15 protein-coding genes, 2 tRNA genes and 1 pseudogene are annotated in these 20,990 nt (G+C 68.8%); 11 read left to right on the top strand and 7 right to left on the bottom strand.

Annotation, left to right across the window (positions count from 1 at the left end):
* Positions 1–302 precede the first annotated feature (302 nt).
* From BM394_RS06355 to BM394_RS06305, 10 genes and pseudogenes are all read left to right on the top strand, one after another.
* The gene (locus BM394_RS06355; protein WP_092975326.1) at positions 303–740 is read left to right on the top strand and encodes a DUF3052 domain-containing protein; all 438 of its coding nucleotides are present in this window, start codon (positions 303–305) and stop codon (positions 738–740) included.
* Positions 741–843: 103 nt separating this feature from the next.
* Positions 844–1,308 carry a peroxiredoxin gene (locus BM394_RS06350; protein WP_092975323.1) on the top strand — a complete coding sequence of 155 codons (465 nt, stop codon included), beginning with the start codon at positions 844–846 and terminating at the stop codon, positions 1,306–1,308.
* Positions 1,309–1,354: 46 nt separating this feature from the next.
* A tRNA-Val gene (locus BM394_RS06345) sits at positions 1,355–1,426 on the top strand.
* Positions 1,427–1,956: 530 nt separating this feature from the next.
* Positions 1,957–2,142, top strand: coding sequence for a DUF1737 domain-containing protein (locus tag BM394_RS06340; RefSeq protein ID WP_092975320.1), 186 nt, complete (start codon positions 1,957–1,959; stop codon positions 2,140–2,142).
* 95 nt (positions 2,143–2,237) lie between these two features.
* Positions 2,238–2,552 (top strand): annotated as a pseudogene (locus BM394_RS23910) (transposase); the annotation flags it as partial.
* A gap of 473 nt (positions 2,553–3,025) precedes the next feature.
* Positions 3,026–3,092 (top strand) — tRNA-Leu (locus BM394_RS06330).
* A gap of 500 nt (positions 3,093–3,592) precedes the next feature.
* Positions 3,593–4,174: a TMEM165/GDT1 family protein gene (locus BM394_RS06325; RefSeq protein WP_092975317.1), complete on the top strand. Its 582-nt coding sequence runs from the start codon at positions 3,593–3,595 to the stop codon at positions 4,172–4,174.
* Between the two features lie 107 nt (positions 4,175–4,281).
* Positions 4,282–5,343: a saccharopine dehydrogenase family protein gene (locus tag BM394_RS06320; RefSeq protein WP_092975314.1), complete on the top strand. Its 1,062-nt coding sequence runs from the start codon at positions 4,282–4,284 to the stop codon at positions 5,341–5,343.
* A 201-nt stretch (positions 5,344–5,544) separates the two neighbouring features.
* Entirely contained in the window at positions 5,545–5,928 is a 384-nt protein-coding gene (locus BM394_RS06315) for a hypothetical protein (protein WP_092929183.1), read from the top strand.
* A gap of 292 nt (positions 5,929–6,220) precedes the next feature.
* Positions 6,221–8,701, top strand: a complete 2,481-nt coding sequence (locus tag BM394_RS06305) for a beta-glucosidase family protein (protein ID WP_092975308.1) — start codon at positions 6,221–6,223, stop codon at positions 8,699–8,701.
* A 146-nt stretch (positions 8,702–8,847) separates the two neighbouring features.
* Here the strand turns inward: BM394_RS06305 and BM394_RS06300 are convergent, their stop codons facing one another.
* The 4 genes from BM394_RS06300 to BM394_RS06285 are packed head-to-tail and all read right to left on the bottom strand — an operon-like array spanning position 8,848 to position 17,385.
* Positions 8,848–10,131: a DUF2399 domain-containing protein gene (locus tag BM394_RS06300; protein WP_092975305.1), complete on the bottom strand. Its 1,284-nt coding sequence runs from the start codon at positions 10,129–10,131 to the stop codon at positions 8,848–8,850.
* Positions 10,128–14,339: a TIGR02680 family protein gene (locus BM394_RS06295; protein ID WP_092975302.1), complete on the bottom strand. Its 4,212-nt coding sequence runs from the start codon at positions 14,337–14,339 to the stop codon at positions 10,128–10,130. Before BM394_RS06295 ends, BM394_RS06300 begins: the two co-directional genes overlap by 4 nt.
* The gene (locus BM394_RS06290) at positions 14,336–15,592 is read right to left on the bottom strand and encodes a TIGR02678 family protein (RefSeq protein ID WP_092975299.1); all 1,257 of its coding nucleotides are present in this window, start codon (positions 15,590–15,592) and stop codon (positions 14,336–14,338) included. The genes BM394_RS06295 and BM394_RS06290 overlap by 4 nt, the downstream gene beginning before the upstream one ends.
* Positions 15,589–17,385: a DUF2397 domain-containing protein gene (locus BM394_RS06285; RefSeq protein WP_245780014.1), complete on the bottom strand. Its 1,797-nt coding sequence runs from the start codon at positions 17,383–17,385 to the stop codon at positions 15,589–15,591. The genes BM394_RS06290 and BM394_RS06285 overlap by 4 nt, the downstream gene beginning before the upstream one ends.
* Before the next feature lie 133 nt (positions 17,386–17,518).
* Here BM394_RS06285 and BM394_RS06280 point away from each other — a divergent pair, with 133 nt between their 5' ends.
* Complete coding sequence (locus BM394_RS06280) at positions 17,519–18,460, top strand: cobalamin biosynthesis protein (protein WP_092975295.1); 942 nt, start codon at positions 17,519–17,521, stop codon at positions 18,458–18,460.
* 24 nt (positions 18,461–18,484) lie between these two features.
* Here BM394_RS06280 and BM394_RS06275 read toward each other — a convergent pair whose 3' ends face one another.
* The 3 genes from BM394_RS06275 to BM394_RS06265 form a co-directional block, all read right to left on the bottom strand.
* Entirely contained in the window at positions 18,485–19,375 is an 891-nt protein-coding gene (locus BM394_RS06275; RefSeq protein WP_092976199.1) for an SURF1 family cytochrome oxidase biogenesis protein, read from the bottom strand.
* A gap of 72 nt (positions 19,376–19,447) precedes the next feature.
* Entirely contained in the window at positions 19,448–20,341 is an 894-nt protein-coding gene (locus tag BM394_RS06270; protein ID WP_092975292.1) for a fructosamine kinase family protein, read from the bottom strand.
* An 82-nt stretch (positions 20,342–20,423) separates the two neighbouring features.
* Entirely contained in the window at positions 20,424–20,981 is a 558-nt protein-coding gene (locus tag BM394_RS06265; RefSeq protein WP_281246420.1) for a low molecular weight protein-tyrosine-phosphatase, read from the bottom strand.
* Positions 20,982–20,990: the final 9 nt, after the last annotated feature.

Raw genomic sequence — 20,990 nt, 5'->3', positions numbered from 1 at the left:
CGACCCGGGTTGTGTGGTGGCCGTAGTACCGTCAGTCTCGTGGCGTGGCTCGTAACGGACAACGCGAACACCGCTTCGATTTCGCGGGCGCGCGCTCGCGCGGGAAGCCGGTGTCGTCCCCGAAAGCGGGGGCGGATGCTGTTCGCTGTTCGGTCACTGTCAGTGTTGATACGTCGTATCGTGCGATCTGCGGTTGCGTTGATGCCCGTCGACGGTGTTCGCTTACGGCAAGATCGTGCAAACTTGTCTCGTGCGTCGGGTGAACCACCCGCGCACATGAGAATTGGAGGAGTGAGAAAGCCGTGGTCGCCGCGGAAGACGCCGGTAAGAACGAAACCGACGTCGCCGAGAAGCTCGATATCGAGCCAGACATGGTGGTGCAGGAGATCGGCTGGGACGAGGATGTCGATGACACCGTCCGAGAAGCGATCGAGCAGCGTTGCGGAGGCGAACTGCTCGACGAGGATGCCGACGAAGTGGTCGATGTCGTCTTGCTGTGGTGGCGTGACGAAGACGGCGATCTCACGGACACACTTCTCGACATCATGGCGCCGCTGGCCGAGGAAGGCGTCATATGGGTGATGACGCCCAAGACCGGCCTCGATGGACACGTCGAACCCAGCGACATCGCCGAAGCAGCCGCCACTTCCAACCTCGCGCAGACCTCCAACCTGAGTCTCGGCGACAAGTGGACGGGAACCAGGCTGGCCTATCGCAAGCCCGCCAAGACCAAGCGGTGACGACTCCTACGCGCCGGTAACCGGATGGCTGCCGGTGCGCTCGTCGTCCCGATCGGTGTAGGTTCGGCGCCGGAACGCTGTCGTCGAACAGAAGGGTGGGCGCATGACGCTCGAGGTCGGTGCCACAGCGCCGGACTTCACGTTGCCGGATTACAACAAGGAGAAGGTGTCGCTGTCGGATTTCCGCGGCGACAAGAACGTGTTGCTGGTCTTCTACCCGTTCGCCTTCAGCGGTGTCTGCCAGGGCGAGCTCTGCCAGGTCCGCGACGACCTCGGTGACTTCCAGAACGACCGTGTCCAGGTGCTCGGAGTCTCGGTCGACTCCTCGTTCGCGCTGAAGGCGTGGGCGGAGCAGGAGGGCTACACCTTCCCGTTGCTGTCCGACTTCTGGCCGCACGGTGAAGTCGCCAAGGCTTACGGAGTCTTCAACGAGCAGGCGGGCATGGCCAATCGGGGAACCTTCCTCATCGACACCGAGGGCAAGGTTCGATTCGCCGAGATGAACCAGCCCGGTGAGCCTCGTGACCAGGACGCCTGGCGAAAGGTGCTCGCGGAAGTATCCGCGTGACATCTCACGATGGCCGACCTGTAGGATACGGGTCGGCCATCGGCGAGGGCGCATAGCTCAGCGGAAGAGCACCTGCCTTACAAGCAGGGGGTCGCTGGTTCGATCCCAGCTGCGCCCACCTTCTCTGACCTGTGGTAACGATTTCGGTCAGTAGTTTCAGATGCGGCGTTTGGAAGAGCCGGTTCGCACTTTTAGCGCTGAGGTTGGCGCGGACAATCCCAACCACCTTCGCCGTCTGCTCCCGCCGCGACCCCGATGATGTCCTCGACTAAGAACTCGAGGTCCACAGCCCTGACGACGAACACCTCACCACCTTCGTCACTATGACAGCTTGAGAGCCAGCTAGTCCGCCGCATACGCGGTGCGTGGCTTGGCCGAATCCACTGAGACTGTGACTGCGTCGTGGGCATCGCTCGTTGGAGGGCAGTGTGCGGAGTTCGCCAAGGACATCTAATTGCCATGAGGGTTCCATTCGTCCATCGCGGTTTCTCCGGCTTCTCCCATCACCCAGCCGTTCATTGCCGCGCGGCACGTATCCGGTGAACACGACGGCCCCGCAATAGCGGCACCGACTGACGCTGTCAGCCACACCTCGGGCCGCAACTCAACCATCGAACCTCTCCGTGGGGATTCGTTAGGATCTCTGACATGCAGTCGCTACGCTATCGCTTCATCACTGGTTCCGCCGACGACGCTGAGTTCTGCCGCCGTATCAGCGCACTCCTCGATGAGGACTACGTTCTGCACGGTTCGCCCTGCATGAGCTACGACGGAAAGACCACGATCGTCGGCCAGGCACTGGTCCTACCCAACGATGACGCGGCCAATAGTTGATACGGGTGAAGAAGTCCGGTCCACCGGCAGTCCTAGTAGTGCTTTGTTAACTCGAGGTGGGTGGCTGGCAGGATAGGAGTGTGACACCGGAGGAGATACGGGTCGTGGTCCCTCGAGTGGAGGAGTTCGCGGCACGGATGCTGGCGGGGGTTGCCGCGGCGGGATCAGCGGGCCAAGGACGAGGCATATCTGCGGGGGCTGTTGCTGGATGGGCAGCGTAAGTCGATGCGTCCCATGGCCGAGCGGCTCGGGGTGGATCATCAGGGGTTGCAGCAGTTCGTGTCCTCCTCAACCTGGGACGTTGGGCAGGTGCGGCGGCTGGCTGGGCCGAGCAGTTCGTCGGTTCGCGAGTGTTCGTCGTCGATGACACCGGGTTCGTCAAGGACGGGCATGATTCGCCGGGTGTGGCCAGTTCAAGCTCATTCTTGGTGAACACTTCAACAACCCGTCCGGGCCAGTCAGCTCCAGACTCTGCTGCCGGATTTGGTCCACCATCGCCGCCGAAGCGGCTTGCTCGGGCAACAACTGCCGTCCCGACGTCTCGACCTGCTCCAGCTCATTCACAGCATCGGACTTCATCACTCATCGTGCCCAATCCCGCCGGACCCAAGTCCGGCGTGTCGGGCCGAAAACACCGTTCGAGCGACACTCCCAAGACGTCGAGCTCGGCGGTGCCTCGCGCATGCGGGGCAGCTCGCGCATGCGGGGCGGGATGTCTGCGGTCGTGTAGATGAGTGCGGAATCCGTTCGGTCGCATCATTGAAGGCGTGTGCAGTGGCCGAGCGTCGAACCCACCCGTGGCATTACACGTGGCATGAAATGGGGGTAACGCGGTTGGCTGCAGCAGGGTAGCGGGCCGTGTATGGCCGTCGTTGTTGGTCGTGGCGGGTGTCAGTGTTGGTGATGAGCCTTACAAGCAGGGGTCGCTGGTTCGATCCCAGCTGCGCCTACCTTCTGTCAGCTGCGAAAACGAGTCTTGTCGTGATCGGTAGGACTCGCTTCGTTTTCTTTTGGTCTCAGTTTGGGGCTCAGTTCCGGTCGCGGTCCGCGAAGCAGCCGTCGAATTCTGGCGCGCTCCCGGCGGGAGCAGCACGAACACGACCGCGGTGAACCGCCGTGCTCCCGACGATTTCGCGGGAAATCGACGTCGCGGTGCTGGGGTGCCGTATTCGTTGTCGTGCTGCCACGTATTTCTTTTCTGGAGTCGGGGAAACGAGTGTTTCGGGGTGGCGAAATCGGTTTTTGGTCGTTCTGCGTAATCGGGTCAATTTGTGGTTTACGACATTGGCCGTTGATTTTCGTGGGAATTTGGGTAATGTGGGCGAGGCCGACCGGAAGTGGTGTTCCCTGCGGCGCTGTCGTGTCGAAATGCCTGTGCACGGTTTCGTTCCGGTTTCGGTGGTGAGAAGCGGCGGGATGCTCGATCCGCCCCGACAAGTTTGGATCCCACGTGCTCGTGAGTTTCGCGCTCAGCTCCGTCGCGATTTTCGTCGCGGAGCTGGGTGACAAATCGCAACTGCTCGCCATGACGTTCGCGACGAGATACCGTGCCTGGCAGGTCCTGGTGGGAATCACCGTGGCCACGGTGCTCGTGCACGCCCTTTCCGTGGCGTTGGGCTTCGGAATCGGTAGCGCACTGCCGAACGGGTGGGTGGAACTCTGCGCGGGCGTGGCTTTCCTGGGGTTCGCGCTCTGGACACTGCGTGGCGACGAACTCGACGATTCCGGCAACGCCGCCGCGTCCGGCCGCGGCGTCCGTGCCGCCCTGCTGGCGGTGACCGTGGCATTCATGCTCGCCGAACTGGGCGACAAGACGATGCTGGCAACCGTCACGCTGGCCACTCGCCACGACTGGCTGGGTACGTGGCTCGGCTCGACACTGGGGATGGTCGCGGCGGACGCACTGGCCATCGTTGCCGGCCTGCTGCTGGCTCGGCGCCTGTCCTCGCGCGCCGTGCGCTACGGAGCGGCTTCACTGTTCGCGGTGTTCGGGGGATGGATGATCATTTCCTCACTTCCCTCGATCGGGTAGGTTTGTCGCTCGGCGCGATACGGTGCCGGGTTCCGACACGGAGTCCGACACGGTGCGCGCCTCTCGTCGCGGCGTGATACCCGACCGTCGATCGCGGAGGCTGGCCCATGGTCTGGATGCTCTACGGCGCCACCGGTTACACCGGCCGGTTGGTCGCGGAGCTCGCCGTGCGACGCGGACACCGACCGGTGCTCGCCGGACGTGATCCCCGCAAACTCGCCGCCACCGCCGTGCCGCTCGGGCTGGAGTACCGGACGCTGGACCTGCGGGACACCCACCGGCTCGACGCGTGCCTGCGGGAGGTCGACACCGTGGCGCACTGCGCCGGTCCGTTCTCCGCGACCTCGGCTCCGATGGTCGACGCCTGTCTGCGTACCGGGACCCACTACCTGGACATCACGGGCGAGGTGGACGTTTTCGAGGCCGCCTTCGCGCGGGACGCCGAGAGCAGGACCGCTGGTGTGACGCTGTTGCCCGGTGCCGGTTTCGACGTGGTGCCGACCGACTGCCTGGCCGCGATGGTCGCTGCCGAACTGCCCGGTGCCACCGATCTCGATCTCGCGTTCACCACCACCGGTGGGATCAGCCCGGGGACGCTGAAGAGCGCGTTGGAGGGCGTGTCGTTGGGTGGTCGGGTCCGCTTGGAAGGCGCCCTGCGTGACGTGCCCGTCGGCTGGCGCAGACGTACGGTCGACTTCCCCGGGGGACAGCGAGTCGTGGCCTCGCTGCCCTGGGGGGATGTGGCTACGGCTTATCGCACCACCGGCATCGGCAACATCACGACCTTCGCGGGGCTGCCCGGCCTCGACCGGATGAATCCGACCGCCGCGCGTGTCACCCGAGACCTGTTCGGCAACCCCCGGGTTCGGCGCATCGCCAACACCGCGATCGACGCCTTCGTGCGGGGACCGGGCCGCGGCAGCAGGTCGTCCAGCCGTGTGGAGGTCTATGCCGAGGCGGGCGACGCGGCGGGCAACGCGGTCAGTGCCGCGCTGATCGGGCCGGACACCTACGACCTCACCGCCGACGCGGTGCTGCGTGTCGTCACCGCGATCGAGGCGGGTGAGGTTCCGGTCGGTACGCGCACCCCCGCTACGGCTCTCGGCGCCGACTTCGTGCGTTCACTCGAAGGGGTGCGTGTGGTGGAACCCCGGTATTTTCCGGCATAGGGGCTGCCGGAATGCTGTCGTGACTCGGATGTCCGGCGGACGCGATCGAGCCGGTTCGGGAGCCGTTAAGGGTGCCCAAGGTGCTCCGAACGGATGATGTTCGAGCGCGTCGCGCCAGTTCTGTGATCGATTTCAGTACGCTCGGTTCGCGAGTCCGGCGGGCGCGCGGCAGCTCGCACTCCCGAACGTGGTTGGAAGTTCATGACCGAGCACGCCGATTCGATCGAGTTGACACTGGTACCGGTGACCGGGACCGACCGTGCCGCGCTGGACCGGCTCACCTGTTCGTTGGAACACGAACTGCTCGGGCTGCGGATCGAATCCCTGCAACGGCGTGACCGCGATCCCGGCCTCGGCGACATCCACGACGAGCGGGTGGGCACCCGCGAGTTCGTGGTGCGCGGTCTGCTGTCCGGCTCCGGCGTCCGGAAGATCGTCGCGTTGGTGCAGTCCTGGTTGCGACGCAACAACCAGGAGAGCGTGATCCTGCGGCTGGGCGCGGACAGCGTGGAGATAACCGGTTCCCCCACACGTAAGGCGCACCAGCTGCTCAAGGACTTCTATCGCCGCTACGACGAGGAGTGAGCACCAGCGCCGTTCACTTCGCTCCCGTCCGCTCAAGGCCGCCGCACCTGAGCGGCAGCGCGGGGGTCGTGGTTGCCACGGGAGCAGCCGCGTGCCGGCGGATCTCGACGCCGCGCGCTACCGACGACGGCAGGAGTCGTGACACGGCTGGGAACGTGACACCGTCGGGAACCGACGGGCCGTTCGCGGGCTCGTCCCGTTTGTCGGTTCCCACGCGACCGATGCCGTAGGCTCCGTTGATCACGCCTTCCCGGCCGAGAGCGATTCCGGAATCGCTGAGGAGGAGTCCGTCATGAGACCACCGCACATCACGGACGAGCGCATCGAGGAACTGCTGGGGCGCCTCGACGTCGAACGCAAGGTCCGACTGATCAGCGGTGCCGATTTCTGGCACATCCCCGCCGAACACGTGATCGGGTTGCGAAGCGTGTTCCTATCCGACGGGCCTTCCGGAGTGCGCGGTGAGTTCTGGGACGAGCGTGATCCGTCGAGCTGCCTGCCCTCACCCACGGCCCTCGCGGCGACCTGGGACGAGTCGACGGTTGCCCGAGCTGCCGGGATCCTCGCCGCCGAGGCGAGCCGCAAGGGGGTGCACGTGGTGCTCGGCCCGACGATCAACCTGCACCGCAGTCCGCTCGGCGGCAGGCATTTCGAGTGCTTCTCCGAGGATCCGCTGTTGACCGGGCGGATGGCCGAGGCCTATGTCACCGCCCTGCGGAAAGCCGGTACGGCCGCGGCCCCGAAGCACTACGTCGCCAACGACTCCGAGACCGAGCGCTACACCGTCGATGTCCGGGTGGACGAGCGCACGCTGCGCGAGGTCTACCTGGCGCCGTTCGAACGCGTGGTCGCCGCGGGCGCCTGGCTGGTCATGTCCGCTTACAACGGGGTGAACGGCCACACCATGACCGAACACCCGTTGCTGACCGATCCACTGCGCGCGGAGTGGGGATTCGACGGGGTGGTGGTCTCGGACTGGACCGCCGTGCGCAGCACGGAGTCAGCAGCGGCTGGCAACGATCTCGCCATGCCGGGACCTTCCGAGGTCTGGGGCGGGCCGTTGCTCGAAGCCATCCGTGCCGGGCGGATCGCCGAATCCACCGTCGACGAGAAGGTGCGCAGGATCATTCGGCTGGCCGCGCGCGTCGGCGCGCTCGACGACCCGAACCAACTCGACGACCCAACCCAACTCGATGATCCGGTCCCGCTCGGTGATCCGCCGACAGCGTCGGACCGGAGTCGAATCCTTCGTGAGGTCGCCGCCGACTCGATGGTGTTGCTGCGCGACGAGGGTCCGTTGCTGCCGCTGCGGCGTTCCGAGCTGGGCAGGGTGGCCGTACTCGGCCACAACGCCTCGGCCGCCCGAATCCAGGGAGGTGGCAGTTCCAGCGTGGTGCCGGAGTACACGGTCTCACCGCTGGAGGGACTGCGCGCGGCGCTCGAACCCACGACCGAGGTGGTCCATCGCGAAGGGGAGACCGTCCGGGACGGACTCGAACCGGTTCCGGCCGAGATGCTGACCGATCCGGAGACCTCGGAACGCGGAGTGCGGGTACGCTTCCGCGGCGCGCGGGGAGAGCTGCTCGGCACCGAGCACCGTGGCACCGCCCAGCTGATGTGGACCGGCTCGGAACTGCACGGAGCGGATACGGTCGAGGTCATCGCCAGGGTTCACCCGGCAGTGGGCGGCGAGTACGAGCTCGGCGTGGCGGGTATGGGGCAGCACACCCTGTCGGTCGACGGTTCGGTGGTGCTGGAGCGAACGCTCGAACCGGAAGTTGACGATCCGGCGGCGGGCGTTCTCGCCCCGCCGTACGCCACGGTGCCGGTGGAGCTCGAACCGGAGCGTCCGTTCGACGTGCTCGCCACTCACCGGGTGTCCGGTGCGCCGCTCAGCGCCGTGACGCTGGGACTGCTCCCGGAGCGACCGGACGAGGAGCGGGAGTTCTCCGAGGCAGTGTCGGCCGCTTCCGAGGCCGATGCCGCCGTCGTCGTGGTCGGTACCACCGCGCGTACCGAGAGTGAGGGCTTCGACCGGGACACGCTCGCGCTGCCCGGCAGGCAGCGCGAACTCGTCCGCGCCGTCGCCCGGGTGAACCCGCGCACCGTCGTGGTGGTGAACTCGGGCGCACCGGTCGAGCTGGAGTGGCACGAGGAGGTCCCCGCCGTGCTGCTGAGCTGGTTCCCGGGGCAGGAGGGCGGTAACGCGCTGGCCGACGTCCTGCTGGGTGAGAGCGAGCCGGGTGGTCGGCTGCCGACCAGTTGGCCGCTGCGCCAGGACGACGTGCCCGTGCTCGAGACCCGACCCGATCACGGGAAGCTGGCCTACACCGAAGGTCCGCACCTCGGCTACCGGGCGTGGCAGCGAGCCGGGCGGCAGCCCGCGTACTCCTTCGGGCACGGCCTGGGATACACCGAGTGGGAGTACTCCGCGCTGCTGGGGCCGGACCGGATCGGTACCGGAGAGGACGCCCTGTTCCGGGTGCGGTTGCGCAACACCGGTGATCGGCACGGCAAGGAGGTCGTGCAGCTGTACCTGCGGCGGACCGAGTCGGCTGTGGACCGTCCCGCACTGTGGTTGGCGGGATTCGCCACGATCGAGGCGGCTCCCGGTGAGGAGGCGAGCGTCCCGGTGCGACTGGAGGCCACCGCGTTCCGGCACTGGGATCCAGCCGCGGGCGGCTGGAGTTTCGAACCCGGCACCTTCACCGTGCTCGCCGGACGCAGCGTCGCCGAGCTTCCGCTGCGCGCCGAACTCACGCTCGACGCTTGAGCTCTCCCCGGCCGTGGAGCCCGGCCGTGTAGCGCGGCTGGTCGCGTGGTGGCAACCGGTGTCGTGGTCGCCACCCGCGGCGGCGATTTCTCGCGAAATCGCCGGGCCACCGCCTCTCAGGCCACTGCCTCTCAGGCCACTGCCTCTCAGGCCACCGGGCCGGTGAGCCCGTTCCGCAGGTCGTGCAGCAGATCGTCGAGCACTATCTCCTCCTCGACGGCACGCCCCGCGCTGGACATGACTTCGGCGAGCTCGGGGTCCCACGGTGCCTCGGTGGGGTTCTCGTCCAGGATCCGCAGGTCGGTGCGCCGGGCGGCGGCCCGGTTCACCGTCTCGCGGTAGTCCGCCGCCGACATCCGCCACGGCACGAATCCCGGCCGCTCGTACAGCGCCCCTGCGACGGAGAGCCCCGTCCAGTCGAAGTCGCAGTGCAATCGCAGGATCGCTCCGTCGGCCCGCAGCCGGTCGAGCAGTTCCAGCGCCACGGTTCCGGGACGTCCGGAGAGGCACACCACCGGGTGCCGGACACCGGCGGTCACGGCGGCTTCCAGCGTCCGCGTGTGCTGGCACACCGCGATCACCGTGCCCGGTTCGACCAGGGGTTCCGGGGCGGCCCGGAGATCGAGGAGTGTCAGGTGCGTCGGCAGTCCCAGCTCGGTGCGTTCCCGCACGGTGCCCGACCACGCGTCCTCTCCCGGAAGTGGCAGCGCCCAGCAGGGCACCGTGGCCGAGATTCCGTCCGGTGTGACTCCGCAGCGTTCCCACAGGGTCCGGCGTTCGCGTTCACCGCCCGGTGAGTCCGTGCCGTGCGCCATCGAGGCGGCACGCAGCACCACTCGGCTCAACGTGGTTCCGTTGTCCAGCTCGTACTCGTTCCCGGCGCACCGCGCTGCCAGCTCGGTGCGCGACCACCGGACCCGTGGCTGTCGATCCGGGTCCAGCACGAGACGTGCCAGTACCGCGGCGGCCCGTTCCGCGGTCGCGTCCAGGTCCGAGTCGGCCACCCGTCCGTACTGCCTTACCCAGTCGGTCCACGCCGCGGCCCACGGCTGTTCCGCCAGGCCGTGTTCGGCCAGCGCCGCGTTCAGCACCCCGACGGTCCGGTCCTGTTCATGCTCTCGGCGTCGCGAACCCGACTCCTGCCGGGTGACCGGCCGTTCGTGCAGGATCTCCAGCAGCCGTTCCAGATCGACGCCGTGTGCGCCCGCACGCAGCGATTCGTCCAGCTTGGACACATTGATCCTGGTTCCCTGCCCCCACATGGGGCGGCCGTAGACCTCGCCCACCTTCTGGCGGGTCCGTTCGTCCGGCAGCTCCAGCCGGAACGTCGGGGGGCGGTCGGCGGCCTCCAGCGCCTGCCTGGCGCGTTCCCAGAGGCCCCGCAGCTCCGGCAGGTCCCAGACGGCACGAATGCTCTCGGGATCGTTCAATGTTCCGTCCGCTCCAGACCGCGACCGTTCCACACGGTGTGGGTGCAGGCGATTCCGTGCCCGCTGCGCGGTCGCAGCACGTCGTAGATGTGCATCTTCGGGATCTTGGGGGAAACTCCCCAACCGCTCGGCCAGGTGATCATCCAGTCCATGTCCAGATCCACCAGCAACCCCAGCATACGTGCCACCGTCGGGTCGTCCAGGCGTTCGAACGCCTCGTCCAGCAGTACGAGCCGCAACGGGTCGTGCTGCTGGGCCGCGGACTCGATGGCGTCGTAGAACGAAGCGGCCGCCGCGAACAGGGTCACGTAGGACACCAGCCGGGTCTCCCCCGAGGACAACTGCCGCAGTCGCCGCACCCGCCGCTGGTCGTCGGGACCGGAGTCGCGGACCCGCACCGTGAACTCGTACCAGTCCCGGTAGTCCAGCGCCTTGGACAGGATCTCACCGTAACCGCCGGAAACGCTCTCCCGCTGTGACTCGATCAGATCGGTGAAGACCCGTCGCAGCAGGGCGTCCTCCTGCTCCCCGCGTTCCGCGAACGGTTTCCGGACCACCTCGATGGCCTGCCGCATGTCCTCGCTCAGCGCGGTGGCGGGCTGCCAGTCCAGCTGCACGTGTACCCCCTGGCTGGAGCGTGCCCCCTCCAGCACCCGATTCATCCGGTCGCACAGATCCCGAGCCACCGCGATCTGGTCGCGCAGCCGTTCCGCGAGATCGCGGATGAGGTAGTCGGCGAAGATCGACCGGTACTGTTCGTTGAGGTACTCGCGCTGCTCGGCCAACCGCCGGTTTATCCGCAGGGCCGCCTCGGCGACGGGCAGCGGACCCTCCTCGCCGATCACGGTCACGGTCAGCACCTCGTCCTCCTCGGCCGTGGTGACGTCGAAGTGACCGCTCAGCGACTGCTTCAGCGGGTGCAGTTTGTCGTGCACCGCCTTGGCCGCCGTGCTACCCGGTGAGGACCGGGCCACCGCGGTGGACAGCAGCGCGGTCACCGACTCCTCGACCCCACCGGGTTCTTCGGGCAGTTCCCCCTCGGTGGCGGCCACGGCCGCTGCCCACAGCCCCGGTAGTTCCATCGCCCGACGCAGCGCGCTCGCCGCTTCGCTGCTCTCCGACTCGCGCTCGGACAACCGGGCACGAGCCGCCGTCAGCTTCTCGTCGAGCTTCCCGGCCTCCTCCCGGGCGGCCGAGACCCGCTCCCTGACCTCGGGGAGCAGGTCTCGGAGCTGTTCCTGCTCCCGCGTCAGCTCCGCGACCTGTTCGGCGACCCGCCTGCCCTCGTCGTCGACGGAGGCGGTCAACTCCGCCAGCGCGGCGGCCTGCTCGGCGTGGTTCGCGCAGTGTTGCTCGGCCAGCGACTCCGCCGCCATCCGGTCGGCCACCGTCGCGTCGTGGTGCAGCACCGTGGTGCCCAGCTGCTCCAACGTGCCGAGGCATCGGGATCCGATCGCCTCGCGCAGGGTTTCCAACGCCCGCCGGGCATCCGTGGCGGACCGGTTGGCCTCCTGCAGCGCTTCGGTCTCCGGTTTCAACCCCGCTCCGCCCGCCGCGCGGGACAGCTCGGAACGCATCGCCTGCCAGCGCGCCTCCGCCTGTTCGTGGGCCTGCCGCAACCGGTTCGCGGTGCGCTGTGCCTCGTCCGCGTCGTCGACGGCGCTGCTCAGCCTCGCGTGCGCGCTGAACAGTTCGTCGTCGTCCGGGTAGGACTCCAGCTCGCGCTCCAGCGACTCGGCACGTCGTCCCGTGTCGGCCCGCTGCCGCTCCAGCTCACCGAGCTCCGCCCGAAGTTCCGTCAGCTCGGCCTCCAGCTCGGTGATGCGCTGCTGCCGAGCGGCACCGCGAGCCCCAGCGCCCACGTACTCGGCCATCTCCTTGCGCCACGCGCCGGAGAGCACGCCGCTGCGCCAGCGGCCGTCGGCGAGCACCGCCGTTTCCGCCGTGTCGTCCACGGCGACCGAACACAGCAACGCCTCGATCCGCGCCTCGGGGACGGGGCAGTCCGGTTCGGCGGCGGGCACCAGCAGTTCGGACAGGGAGCTCCCGGTGAGCCGCTCGCCCGGGGTCGCCACCACGTCGGAGGTGGCGACGTCGGTGGCGGTGCCGTCGGTCGTCACCCACGCGTTGAGCAGTCCGCAGGCCTCCAGCGCACCTTCCAGCGCGGCGCGTTCGGACTCGGAAAGCGATTCCGCGAAGTCCACCAGTCGGTAGAACGCCTCGCCAGAGCCCGGGTCCCGTTCCGCGGTGGCCCAGGAGGGCGAGGCCGGTACCCGCTCGCCGCCGGAACGCAGTTCCGCGAGTTCGGTGTCGCGTTCCGACACCGCCGAACGGGTCTCCGCCAGCTTCCGGTCCAGCTCGGTGACGCGCATCCGCACGCGATGCAGCACCGGCTGCGCCCACTCGCGCATCCGCTCCCGACCGCCGCGCGCCGCGAAGCGGTCGGCTGTCAGCTGTTCCGGGGTCGGTGATTCCGGGGGCGGGGGTGTTCCCGCTGCCTCGCTCGCCAGCGCGCCGTCGTGCCACCAGCGTCGAACCCGGTCCAGCCATGCCACGGCGGTGTCGTACAGGTCCTGCCGTACCTGGTTGCGCCGTGCTGCGGCTTCCGTGGCGGTCACCTTCGCCGCTTCGGCCTGCCGTTCGGCGTCGGAGACCTCGGCCCGCTGCCGATCCGCCTCCTCGGCCTGCTGCCGCAGTGCCAGGGTCAACGCACCGCGTTCCCGCGCGGCCTCGACCGCCCCGGCGGCGTGCTCGTCGACCTCACGCAGCCGCGAGGCGAGTTCCTCGGTGTCGGGTTGTGGGGGGATGTGCCGTGCCACGTCGAGCCATTCGGAACCGCTGTCGGCCGTGCCGCGCACGACCTCCCAGCGGACCGTGGCCTCGGTGGGAGGCATCGTCGGTATCGCCGGTGCCAGCGAACCGTCCAGTCCCGACGCCCTGAGCCCGGCATCGGCCTGTTGGCGGTGCTGTTCGGCCGCGTCGATGTCCGAGCTCAGTCGTTCCAGCATGCCCAGCACCGTGGAGACCGAGCGCTGTTCCTGGTCACGGTGCCGTTCGGCAGTGCGCAGCGCGCCCTCCGCCGCGGAGCGCTCGTTGTCCACCAGTGCCCTGCGGTCGTGCAGGTTCTGCAGCTCGGTGTAGGCCGGGCTCTGTCGCAGCGCCCCCAGCGAGGAGTCCAGCTCGCGGTCACGCCGCTCCAGCTCGCCGACCCGTTCCTCGCTCGCGGAACGTTTGTCCAGTTCGGATCGGTACCGCTCGGCCAGCTCGTCGATCGTGGTGTGCAACGAGTCGTGCTGCCTGGCCGCCTCGCGGGACGCCTTCGCACGTGTGCGCAGCACTGTCAGCGCGTAGTCCGCATAGGTGGTCAGGAACGAGCTCAGCGCGCTGTCGGCCGTGGTCAGCCGCAGGATGTTCTCGCGGATGGACTCCAGGTCCTCGAACGAGGTCGCCAGCCGCTGTATCAGCGTCGAGTCCAGCGGCGGCAGCGCGTCGGACAGGATCTGTTCGAGCTGTCCCTCCTGCACCCGCAGTCCGACGTCGGGGTTGCGCAGCGTGCGTTGCAGGTGCAGTAGGTCGCCGTAGCGCTCCGGGGTGATGCCGTAAACCGTGCCCGCGATTCTGGCCCGGAAGGACTGCTCGTCGTGCAGGCACTCCGCGCCCAGCTCCTCGCGCAGCTGGGGCTGGCTCAGCGGCACCTCTCCCGGACCGATCAGCCGCAGGTCGTGCTCGACCCGGCGTTCGGTGACGAACCGCCACGAATCGCTGATCTGGTTCGAGGTCGCGGTGGCCTTCACGCCGATCCCACAGGTCAGAAACCGTTCGGAGCCGTCGTGCGAGATCCTGGACAGTTCCACCCAGGCGTAGCCGAGCCGGTTGCCACCGCTCTCGCGCTCGTCGAGCATCAGCCGCTTCATGCTGACCGTGTCGAATCCCTTGGACCCGATCTGCCGCAGATCACCGTCCAGGCACAGCGGCAGCAGCAACTCCAGGGTCCGGGACTTCCCGGAGCCGTTGGTCCCCTGGAAGATCGCGCGTCCACCGCTGAGGTCGAACGTCTGGTTGGCGTACTGCCAGATGTTGACCACGCCGCCCCGCCGCAGGCGCCACCGGCTGCCGATCCCCTCCCCTCCGGGGGGTTCTCCGCCGGAAGCGGTCGAAAGGTGCTGTGCTGCCGCACCGTCGGGCTGCGTCACCGCTTCCGTGCTCACCGGGCGGGTTCTCCTTCCGGATAGTCGAACAACGCTAGGTCGGGCACCGCTGTTTCGGCGGGGGGTTCGGTTTCCCGCTCCGCCGGAGCCGGTTCACCGTCGGGGATCGGTAGCCAGCGGTGCGCGCTGGGGCTGAGCAGCCACCACTCCGGATCCCCGGATTCGTGCGGGATCAGCACGCCCACCCGCCGCAGCAGGTCCACCACCATCGTGACCAGCGATTCCGGGTCTTCGATCGCCCGGCGGGACCAGGCGGCCGGATACCTCTCCAGCAGCTCCTCGCAGACCCTGCCGAAATCCTCCCGCGTCACCGGGTGCCGGTGGTCGCCCTCCCTGGCCGTCGAGCCGTCCAGCAGCCGCGGAATCGCGAGCTGGGCCACGCGCGCCACCGTCGAGCTACCGGGGAACGAGGTGTCGTTGAGGTAGTCCTGCGGGTCGGTCGTGGCGATGCCCTCCGAACGTGACTCGGCGACGATGCCGAAGTACCGCTCCAGCAGCCGGGTCTCACCGGCACGGTGCCTGCGCAACCAGTTCGCCTGCGACTCCGGGAGGTCCCGGTAGTGCACCACCGGATCCTCCACCAGCCTGCGCCGCACGGCCTGTTCCACAGTGGCCGCGTGCACGCCCGCATCGCCCGACGCCAGTTCCACCAGCCGTTGCGGCCCGTCGGCCTCCGACAGCGGTCCGGTCACGAGTTGACCGAGCAGATCGGTGTCGACGGTGATCAGTGCTTCCGCCGTGGCGTCGCCGGCGAGCGGGCCGACCGTGCCCTCGGTCTCGGTGAGCACTCCGAGGACGACCAGATGGCGCAGTGCGGTGGCCAGCGCCCTGCGTTCACCGGGCTCGTCGTCGATCGTGATCCCCGCTTCCACGGCGGCTCCACGAACGTCGTCGATCAGCCGTGACAGCAGTACCTGCTTTCCGCACCCGGTCAGAGCGGCCAGCGTCAGCGCCACGTAGGCGTAGCCACGCGGGGTGAGGGTGGGAACCGCCCTGGTGGCGTCCCGGCCGGGGCCGGACTTGTACAACCGCGCGTACCGCCTGCGGATCACCAGCCGGTAGCCGAGCAGCGTGGCGAACAGCTCCCGCAGCACCTCGCGGTGGCGGTAGATCATGCCCAGCAGGTCGCCGTCCTGGCTCGCCGCGTGCAGTAACGGGCGGCGCAGCAGCGTCCTGGCACAGCGCACCACGTTGGCCGCGTCTATATCGCCGAGTCGGTCGAACCCCGGAACCGAGGTCTCCCGTGTTCTCATCGGATCGCTCCGTCGGTGACGTTCTCGTGGTTCGCGGCGCCGGTCGTGGTGAACCTCCCGGACATCTCGGAGACGTCCAGCTCCACCGCCGTGTCCCGCAGGGTCAGCTCGCCGCGCACGCTGGAGATCGTGGTCGGTCCCTCCGGGCTGTGTCGGATCCGCAGCCGCAGTCGGTGAACCGGTTCCAGCGCCGTGCGGGTTTCGGCCGGATCCTCCCGATCGGCCATCGCCAGCGTCAGCAGTTCGCACAGCACTTCCAGCGCGTCGGCGGAGAATCTGCTCCCCGCCGGGTTCTCCGACGCGGCGGCCAGCTCCGCCACGGCAGCGGCACGTCGCTGCTGCTCGGCGCGGCGTTCGTCCAGCAGTTGCCGCTCGGTCATTGGGTCGTGCAGTACCCGCGAGGTGCCGCCGCTGCCGCTCCGATCGGCGCGGTTGCGGACGTTGACCGGGATCTCGACGCGGTTTCCCGCCAGCCAACTGGTGGCGTGCTCGTCCCCGTCGTGCGGCGGGGCGGGCTGAAAACACCGGGAGGAGTACAGCCCGAAAGCGGCGGCGTAGAGCCGATGCGCCCCGGCCTGGTCCGAGTCGTCGAACCAACGCGCCAGGTGGAGCAGATCGCTCCGACGCCCCGGTACCGGCCCACCGCCCGAGGTGGCGTGCTTGACGCTGGCCAGCAACGAGCCGATCGCGCGTGCGGTGGCCTCGCGCAGGGCCGAGACCTGGCTCGGCCTGCCCGGCGAGTCCAGGAACCAGTCGGTGAGTTCCTGCCAGTCGGCCCCGGTCCTGCCGCGTGCCCGCTCCACCTCGTCACCGAGGTCCTCCACGGGGCCCAGCGCCGCCAGCAGTTGGTCCCGACGCCGCGCCAGCACGCTCAACGACGCCGCGATCGGCTCGGTGTGGCGGATCACGTCCTCGACCACCGACTGGATGTACTCCACCAGCAGATTCCGGAAACCGGATATCTCGCCCGCGTTCAGGTGATGCCTGGTGACCACCTGACCGAGGTAGGCGTAGAAATCGCGAACGGTGTCGGCGAGCTCGGAGTGCTGCAGGAAGACCGTGGTGACCTGTTCCGAGATGCGTTCCCTGGTCTGCTCCGACAGGGCTGCGGCGCTCGTCTCCTCGGGAAGCAGCTCCACGATCCCGCTCAGCCCGCGTTCGATGGCAGGCAGCAACTCCCTGGAGACTTCCCGGGCGCCCTCGGGAACCCGCAACAGCGCGTCCACGTCCCGCTGCACCCGCACACCCAGCTTGCTCACCTGGAAGCGGACACTGCCGTGCTGGAACTCCGCGATGCTGGACGCGGTCGTCTCGCGTCTGCCGTGGGTCAGGTTGCCCCACTCGCGGAGCTTGCGCAGCCGTTCGACCACGGTCGACAGCTCGGACTCGCCCTCGGCGATCCTGCCCTCGCGCTCGGCCACCGCCAGCGTTCCCGCGACCTCCGCCGCGGAGAGGTCCGCGAGCAGCGTGGAGGTGAACAGCCGCATGATCGTCAGGTAGGTGCGGTGACCGCTCACCTGCAGATGACGGTAGAGCAGCAGGCGTCGTTCACCGGACTCGACCTCCGCGCCCGCCGGAAGGTCCCGTTCGGCGGTCGGGCTGTCCGAGACCTCGTCGCCCGCGGCGGCTGTCCCGCTGTTCGGGGAGGCGGTTCTCGCGAGGTCCGCGCCGTCCGCTCCGGTCCCGGTGATCCGCTCCGGTCCCGGTGGACGTGCGACCGGGGCACCGCGGGGCGGCACGGCGTTCGGTATCGCCCCGGAGCGCGGCTCGACGGCTTCGTGATCGGCGGTCACGGTCAGCCACGATAACCCTGGTCGCGGACGCCACCGAAAACACTCCGTTACTCGTGGCCTCGGTGTGCCTCGCGTCGTCACGGAAAGGTAGCGTGCGCCACGGACGTGGTCGACCTTGCGAGGAGGAATTGCCGTGAGCTCGGGGCGGGCGGTCGGTTTACTACTCGGCGTAGCCGCTGACGCGGTTCTGGGGGATCCGAAACGCGGACATCCGGTGGCGGCGTTCGGCAGGACCGCCCAACGGGCCGAGTCGGTCACCTACCGCGACAGCCGTTCGGCCGGCGTGCTGCACACCGCCGGGTTGGTCGGCGCGACCGTGGGACTCGGTGTGATTTCCCAGCGGATGGTCCGGCGTTCGCCGGTCGCCGAAGCGACGTTGACCGCCCTGACCACCTGGAGCGTGCTCGGCGGCGCCTCCCTGGCGCGGGAGGGCAGTGCGATGGCCGCTCATCTCGACTCCGGTGAGTTGGCGGCGGCGCGTTCCAGGCTGCGCGGACTGTGCGGTCGTCGCGCCGATGACCTCGACAACCAGGGACTGGCGCGTGCCACGGTCGAATCGGTGGCGGAGAACACCTCGGACGCGGTCATCGCCCCCCTGTTCTGGGGAGCCCTCGCGGGAGTTCCCGGTCTCGTCGGTTACCGGGCGGCCAACACGCTCGACGCCATGATCGGGAACCGGAGCAGCAGGTACCGCGCGTTCGGCTGGGGCGCGGCGCGGCTGGACGATCTGCTGAACCTGCTCCCGGCACGCACCACCGCGATGCTGACCGTGGTGTGCGCACCGGTGGTCGGTGGCTCGGCACGCGAGAGCGGACGGATCAGGCGACGGGACGCCTCGGCGCACCCCAGTCCCAACGCGGGCCAGGTCGAGGCGGCGTTCGCCGGTGCGCTGCGCATCAGGCTGGGAGGCCGGATCGACTACGAGCACGCCGCCGAGACCCGCCCCGTGCTGGGGGAGGGGCGTACCGCCGACGGTGGCGACGTCACGCGGAGTGTCGAGCTGTCCAGGCTGATCGGCACCGTCGGGGGTGCGCTGGCCGCGGTGACGGCGCTGGTCGTCGGCAGACGGAGGTGAGCCGTTCCGCGAAGGGCTCGCCGGTCAGGTACCCGCCGAGTTCCGCTGCTCACGGTTCTCCTGCTCCCGGCGTTCCTCCGCCGCGATCAGCTCGGCGACCGACATGCGGGGTTTCCGCTTCCGCCCGCCGGTCCCGGGGCTACCCGCGTCCGGCGTTCCTCCGGTCGAGGTCCGGCCGTTCGGGGTGCGGGGTGAACGCGCTTCGCTGTAAACCAGATACCCCAGCGCCAGCGGCGCCATGACTCCGAAGATGATCCACTGCATCGCGTACGAGAGGTAGGGCCCGGACTCCAGCCTCGGCAGTGGCACCGCCTGCAGCACACCGGGCTGCTCGGATACCAGCGTGAAGTAACCGGAGCGCATCGGGATGTCGACGCCGCGCTCCACCGTGTTCGCGTTGATCGCGTACGTCCACCGGTGGTCGTCGTGGCGGAACGTCGACCGCTGCTCGGCGTCGTACTCGTTCGCGCGGATCCGCGCCGTCAACCGCACCGTTCCCTCCGGAGGGGCCGCGTACTCCGGTGCCCTGGTCGACTCCACCGGGCGGATGAATCCGCGATCCACCAGCACCGTCCCACCGTTCTCCAGCCGGAACGGGGTCAGCACCTCGAAAGCGGGTTCGCCGAGTACGGTGCGCTGCCAGGCCAGCGTCTCGCCCCGGGAAAGGTAGTGACCGGTGAACGTCACCCGCTTCCACTCGGTCGAGGAGCTCGGCGCCTCCTCACGGGGCAGCACATCACGCAACGGCTTGGGCTCCGCCCGCATCGACGCCCGGATCGCGTCGTTGCGCGCCTGCGTCTCGTTGTGCCTGCTGAACTGCCACGGTGCCAGCACCGTGAAGCAGAGCGTGGAAAAAACAGCCACCAGCAGGAGCAACGCGAGCCAGCCGGGGCGCAGTAGAAACCCGAAACGCACGGGTCCACGGTAGGCCGGGCGATGGCCGGTGCGCCGCACGGGTCCACCCGGTAGTGGGCCCCGTCTCCCCGCTCAGAACGAGCGCAGCGCCTCCCGCGCGACCGAGTGTGCCTGTCTGGCGAAGCCGCGGCCGAACAACACGCCGTGCACCAGCAGCGGGAACAGCTGGTGTATCCCCACCCGCTCGTGCCAGCCCGGCGCCAGTGGTGTCTCCGCCTCGTAGGCGGCCAGCACCTGATCCAACCGGGGACAGCCGAACAACCGCAGCATCGCCAGGTCGGTCTCGCGGTGCCCGCCGTGCGCGGCCGGGTCGATCAACCACACGTGAGTCGTGTCCTCCGGGCCTCGTCCCCAGTGCACGTTGCCGCTCCACAGGTCACCGTGCAGCCTGGCGGGCGCCTCGTCGGCACCGGGAAGTTCACCGAGTCGTTCGCAGAGTTCGGTTATCGGCTCCGCCTCCGAGCGGTGCAGCGTGCCCGCGTCCACCAACCGCCGCACGTAGGGCTCCACGCGCAGTGTGCCGTAGAAGGTCGGCCAGTCCGCCACGGGTTCGTTGCGCATCGGGGCCAGCCCGATCCACGCGTCGCGCGGGCCTCCCGGAGGTGGGCAGCCGTGCGCGGTGGCCCCGGCGGCGTGCGTTCGCGCGAGTGCGCGCCCGAACTCCGCCGCCGCCTCGGCCGTGGGGGAGCCCTCGGCCACGTGCTCGGTGATCAGCCACTGCTCGTCCTCGCCGAAGACCTCGGGCACCCGGGCCGCGCCCGCCTCTGCCAGCCACCGCAGCGAGGCCGCCTCCGCACGCAGGGCGTGCGGCATGTTCAGCGGGGCTGCCTTGGCGAACACGCTGCGTCCGTCGTCGAGTCGGACCTCGTAGGCAGCCGAGGCGTCACCACCGCCGAGACGACGAGGCTCCGCCGCTTCGGCACCCGTCAGTTCCGCGACTGCCTCGGCCAACCCCGGATGGCTCATGACATCTCCCTCGATCGGGTTGTCGGGTCGTGATTTCCGGTCAGCTCCGGTCGTTTTCGCTGTCGACCGCTGCGACGAGTGCTCACGACGCCGTCTCGGAGGGGGACGTCGTCTCGGCCGAGGAGGCGGAACCCCGCTCTCCCGAACCGGGCAGACCCAGTCCGGTCCTGACCCGGTCGAGCAGTCCGGGGACAGCGGCCTCGATCATCTCCATCACCCCGTCGAAACCGCGCTCGCCACCGAAGTAGGGGTCCGGCACCTCCGCCCACTCGTCGGACTTCGGGTCGAACGAGCGCAGCAGCCTGACCCGCTCGTGGTCCTGAACCTCGTCCCGGAGCACGCGCAGGTGCCCCGCGTCCATGGCCAGCAGCAGGTCCGCGCCGAGGTGGTGCTCGTCGAGCTGCGCGGCGGTGTGCTCGGTGGGGTAGCCGTGGTCCGCCAGCACCGCGTTGGTGCGCGGATCGGCCGACTCCCCGACGTGCCAGGGGCCGGTGCCCGCGCTGGACACCTCGACCCGGTCGGAGAGTCCGGCACGTCTCAGATGCTCGCCGAACACCAGCGCTGCCATGGGGGAGCGACAGATGTTGCCGGTGCAGACGAACGAAACGTGGAAGGCCTTGGTGGTGGAATCGAATGTCACATCCCCAGT

The sequence above is a fragment of the Actinopolyspora lacussalsi subsp. righensis genome, from assembly GCF_900116555.1.
GTDB classification, from domain to species: domain Bacteria; phylum Actinomycetota; class Actinomycetes; order Mycobacteriales; family Pseudonocardiaceae; genus Actinopolyspora; species Actinopolyspora lacussalsi.
This window is presented reverse-complemented; position numbering and strand designations above follow the sequence as displayed.

What these genes read in the sequence shown, in the direction of transcription:
- BM394_RS06320 (WP_092975314.1), top strand. Translation starts at nt 4,282, where the DNA reads ATGGTCTGGATGCTCTACGGCGCCACCGGTTACACCGGCCGGTTGGTC.
- BM394_RS06350 (WP_092975323.1), top strand. Translation starts at nt 844, where the DNA reads ATGACGCTCGAGGTCGGTGCCACAGCGCCGGACTTCACGTTGCCGGAT.
- BM394_RS06340 (WP_092975320.1), top strand. Translation starts at nt 1,957, where the DNA reads ATGCAGTCGCTACGCTATCGCTTCATCACTGGTTCCGCCGACGACGCT.
- BM394_RS06305 (WP_092975308.1), top strand. Translation starts at nt 6,221, where the DNA reads ATGAGACCACCGCACATCACGGACGAGCGCATCGAGGAACTGCTGGGG.
- BM394_RS06315 (WP_092929183.1), top strand. Translation starts at nt 5,545, where the DNA reads ATGACCGAGCACGCCGATTCGATCGAGTTGACACTGGTACCGGTGACC.
- BM394_RS06270 (WP_092975292.1), bottom strand. Translation starts at nt 20,341, where the DNA reads ATGAGCCATCCGGGGTTGGCCGAGGCAGTCGCGGAACTGACGGGTGCC.
- BM394_RS06290 (WP_092975299.1), bottom strand. Translation starts at nt 15,592, where the DNA reads ATGAGAACACGGGAGACCTCGGTTCCGGGGTTCGACCGACTCGGCGAT.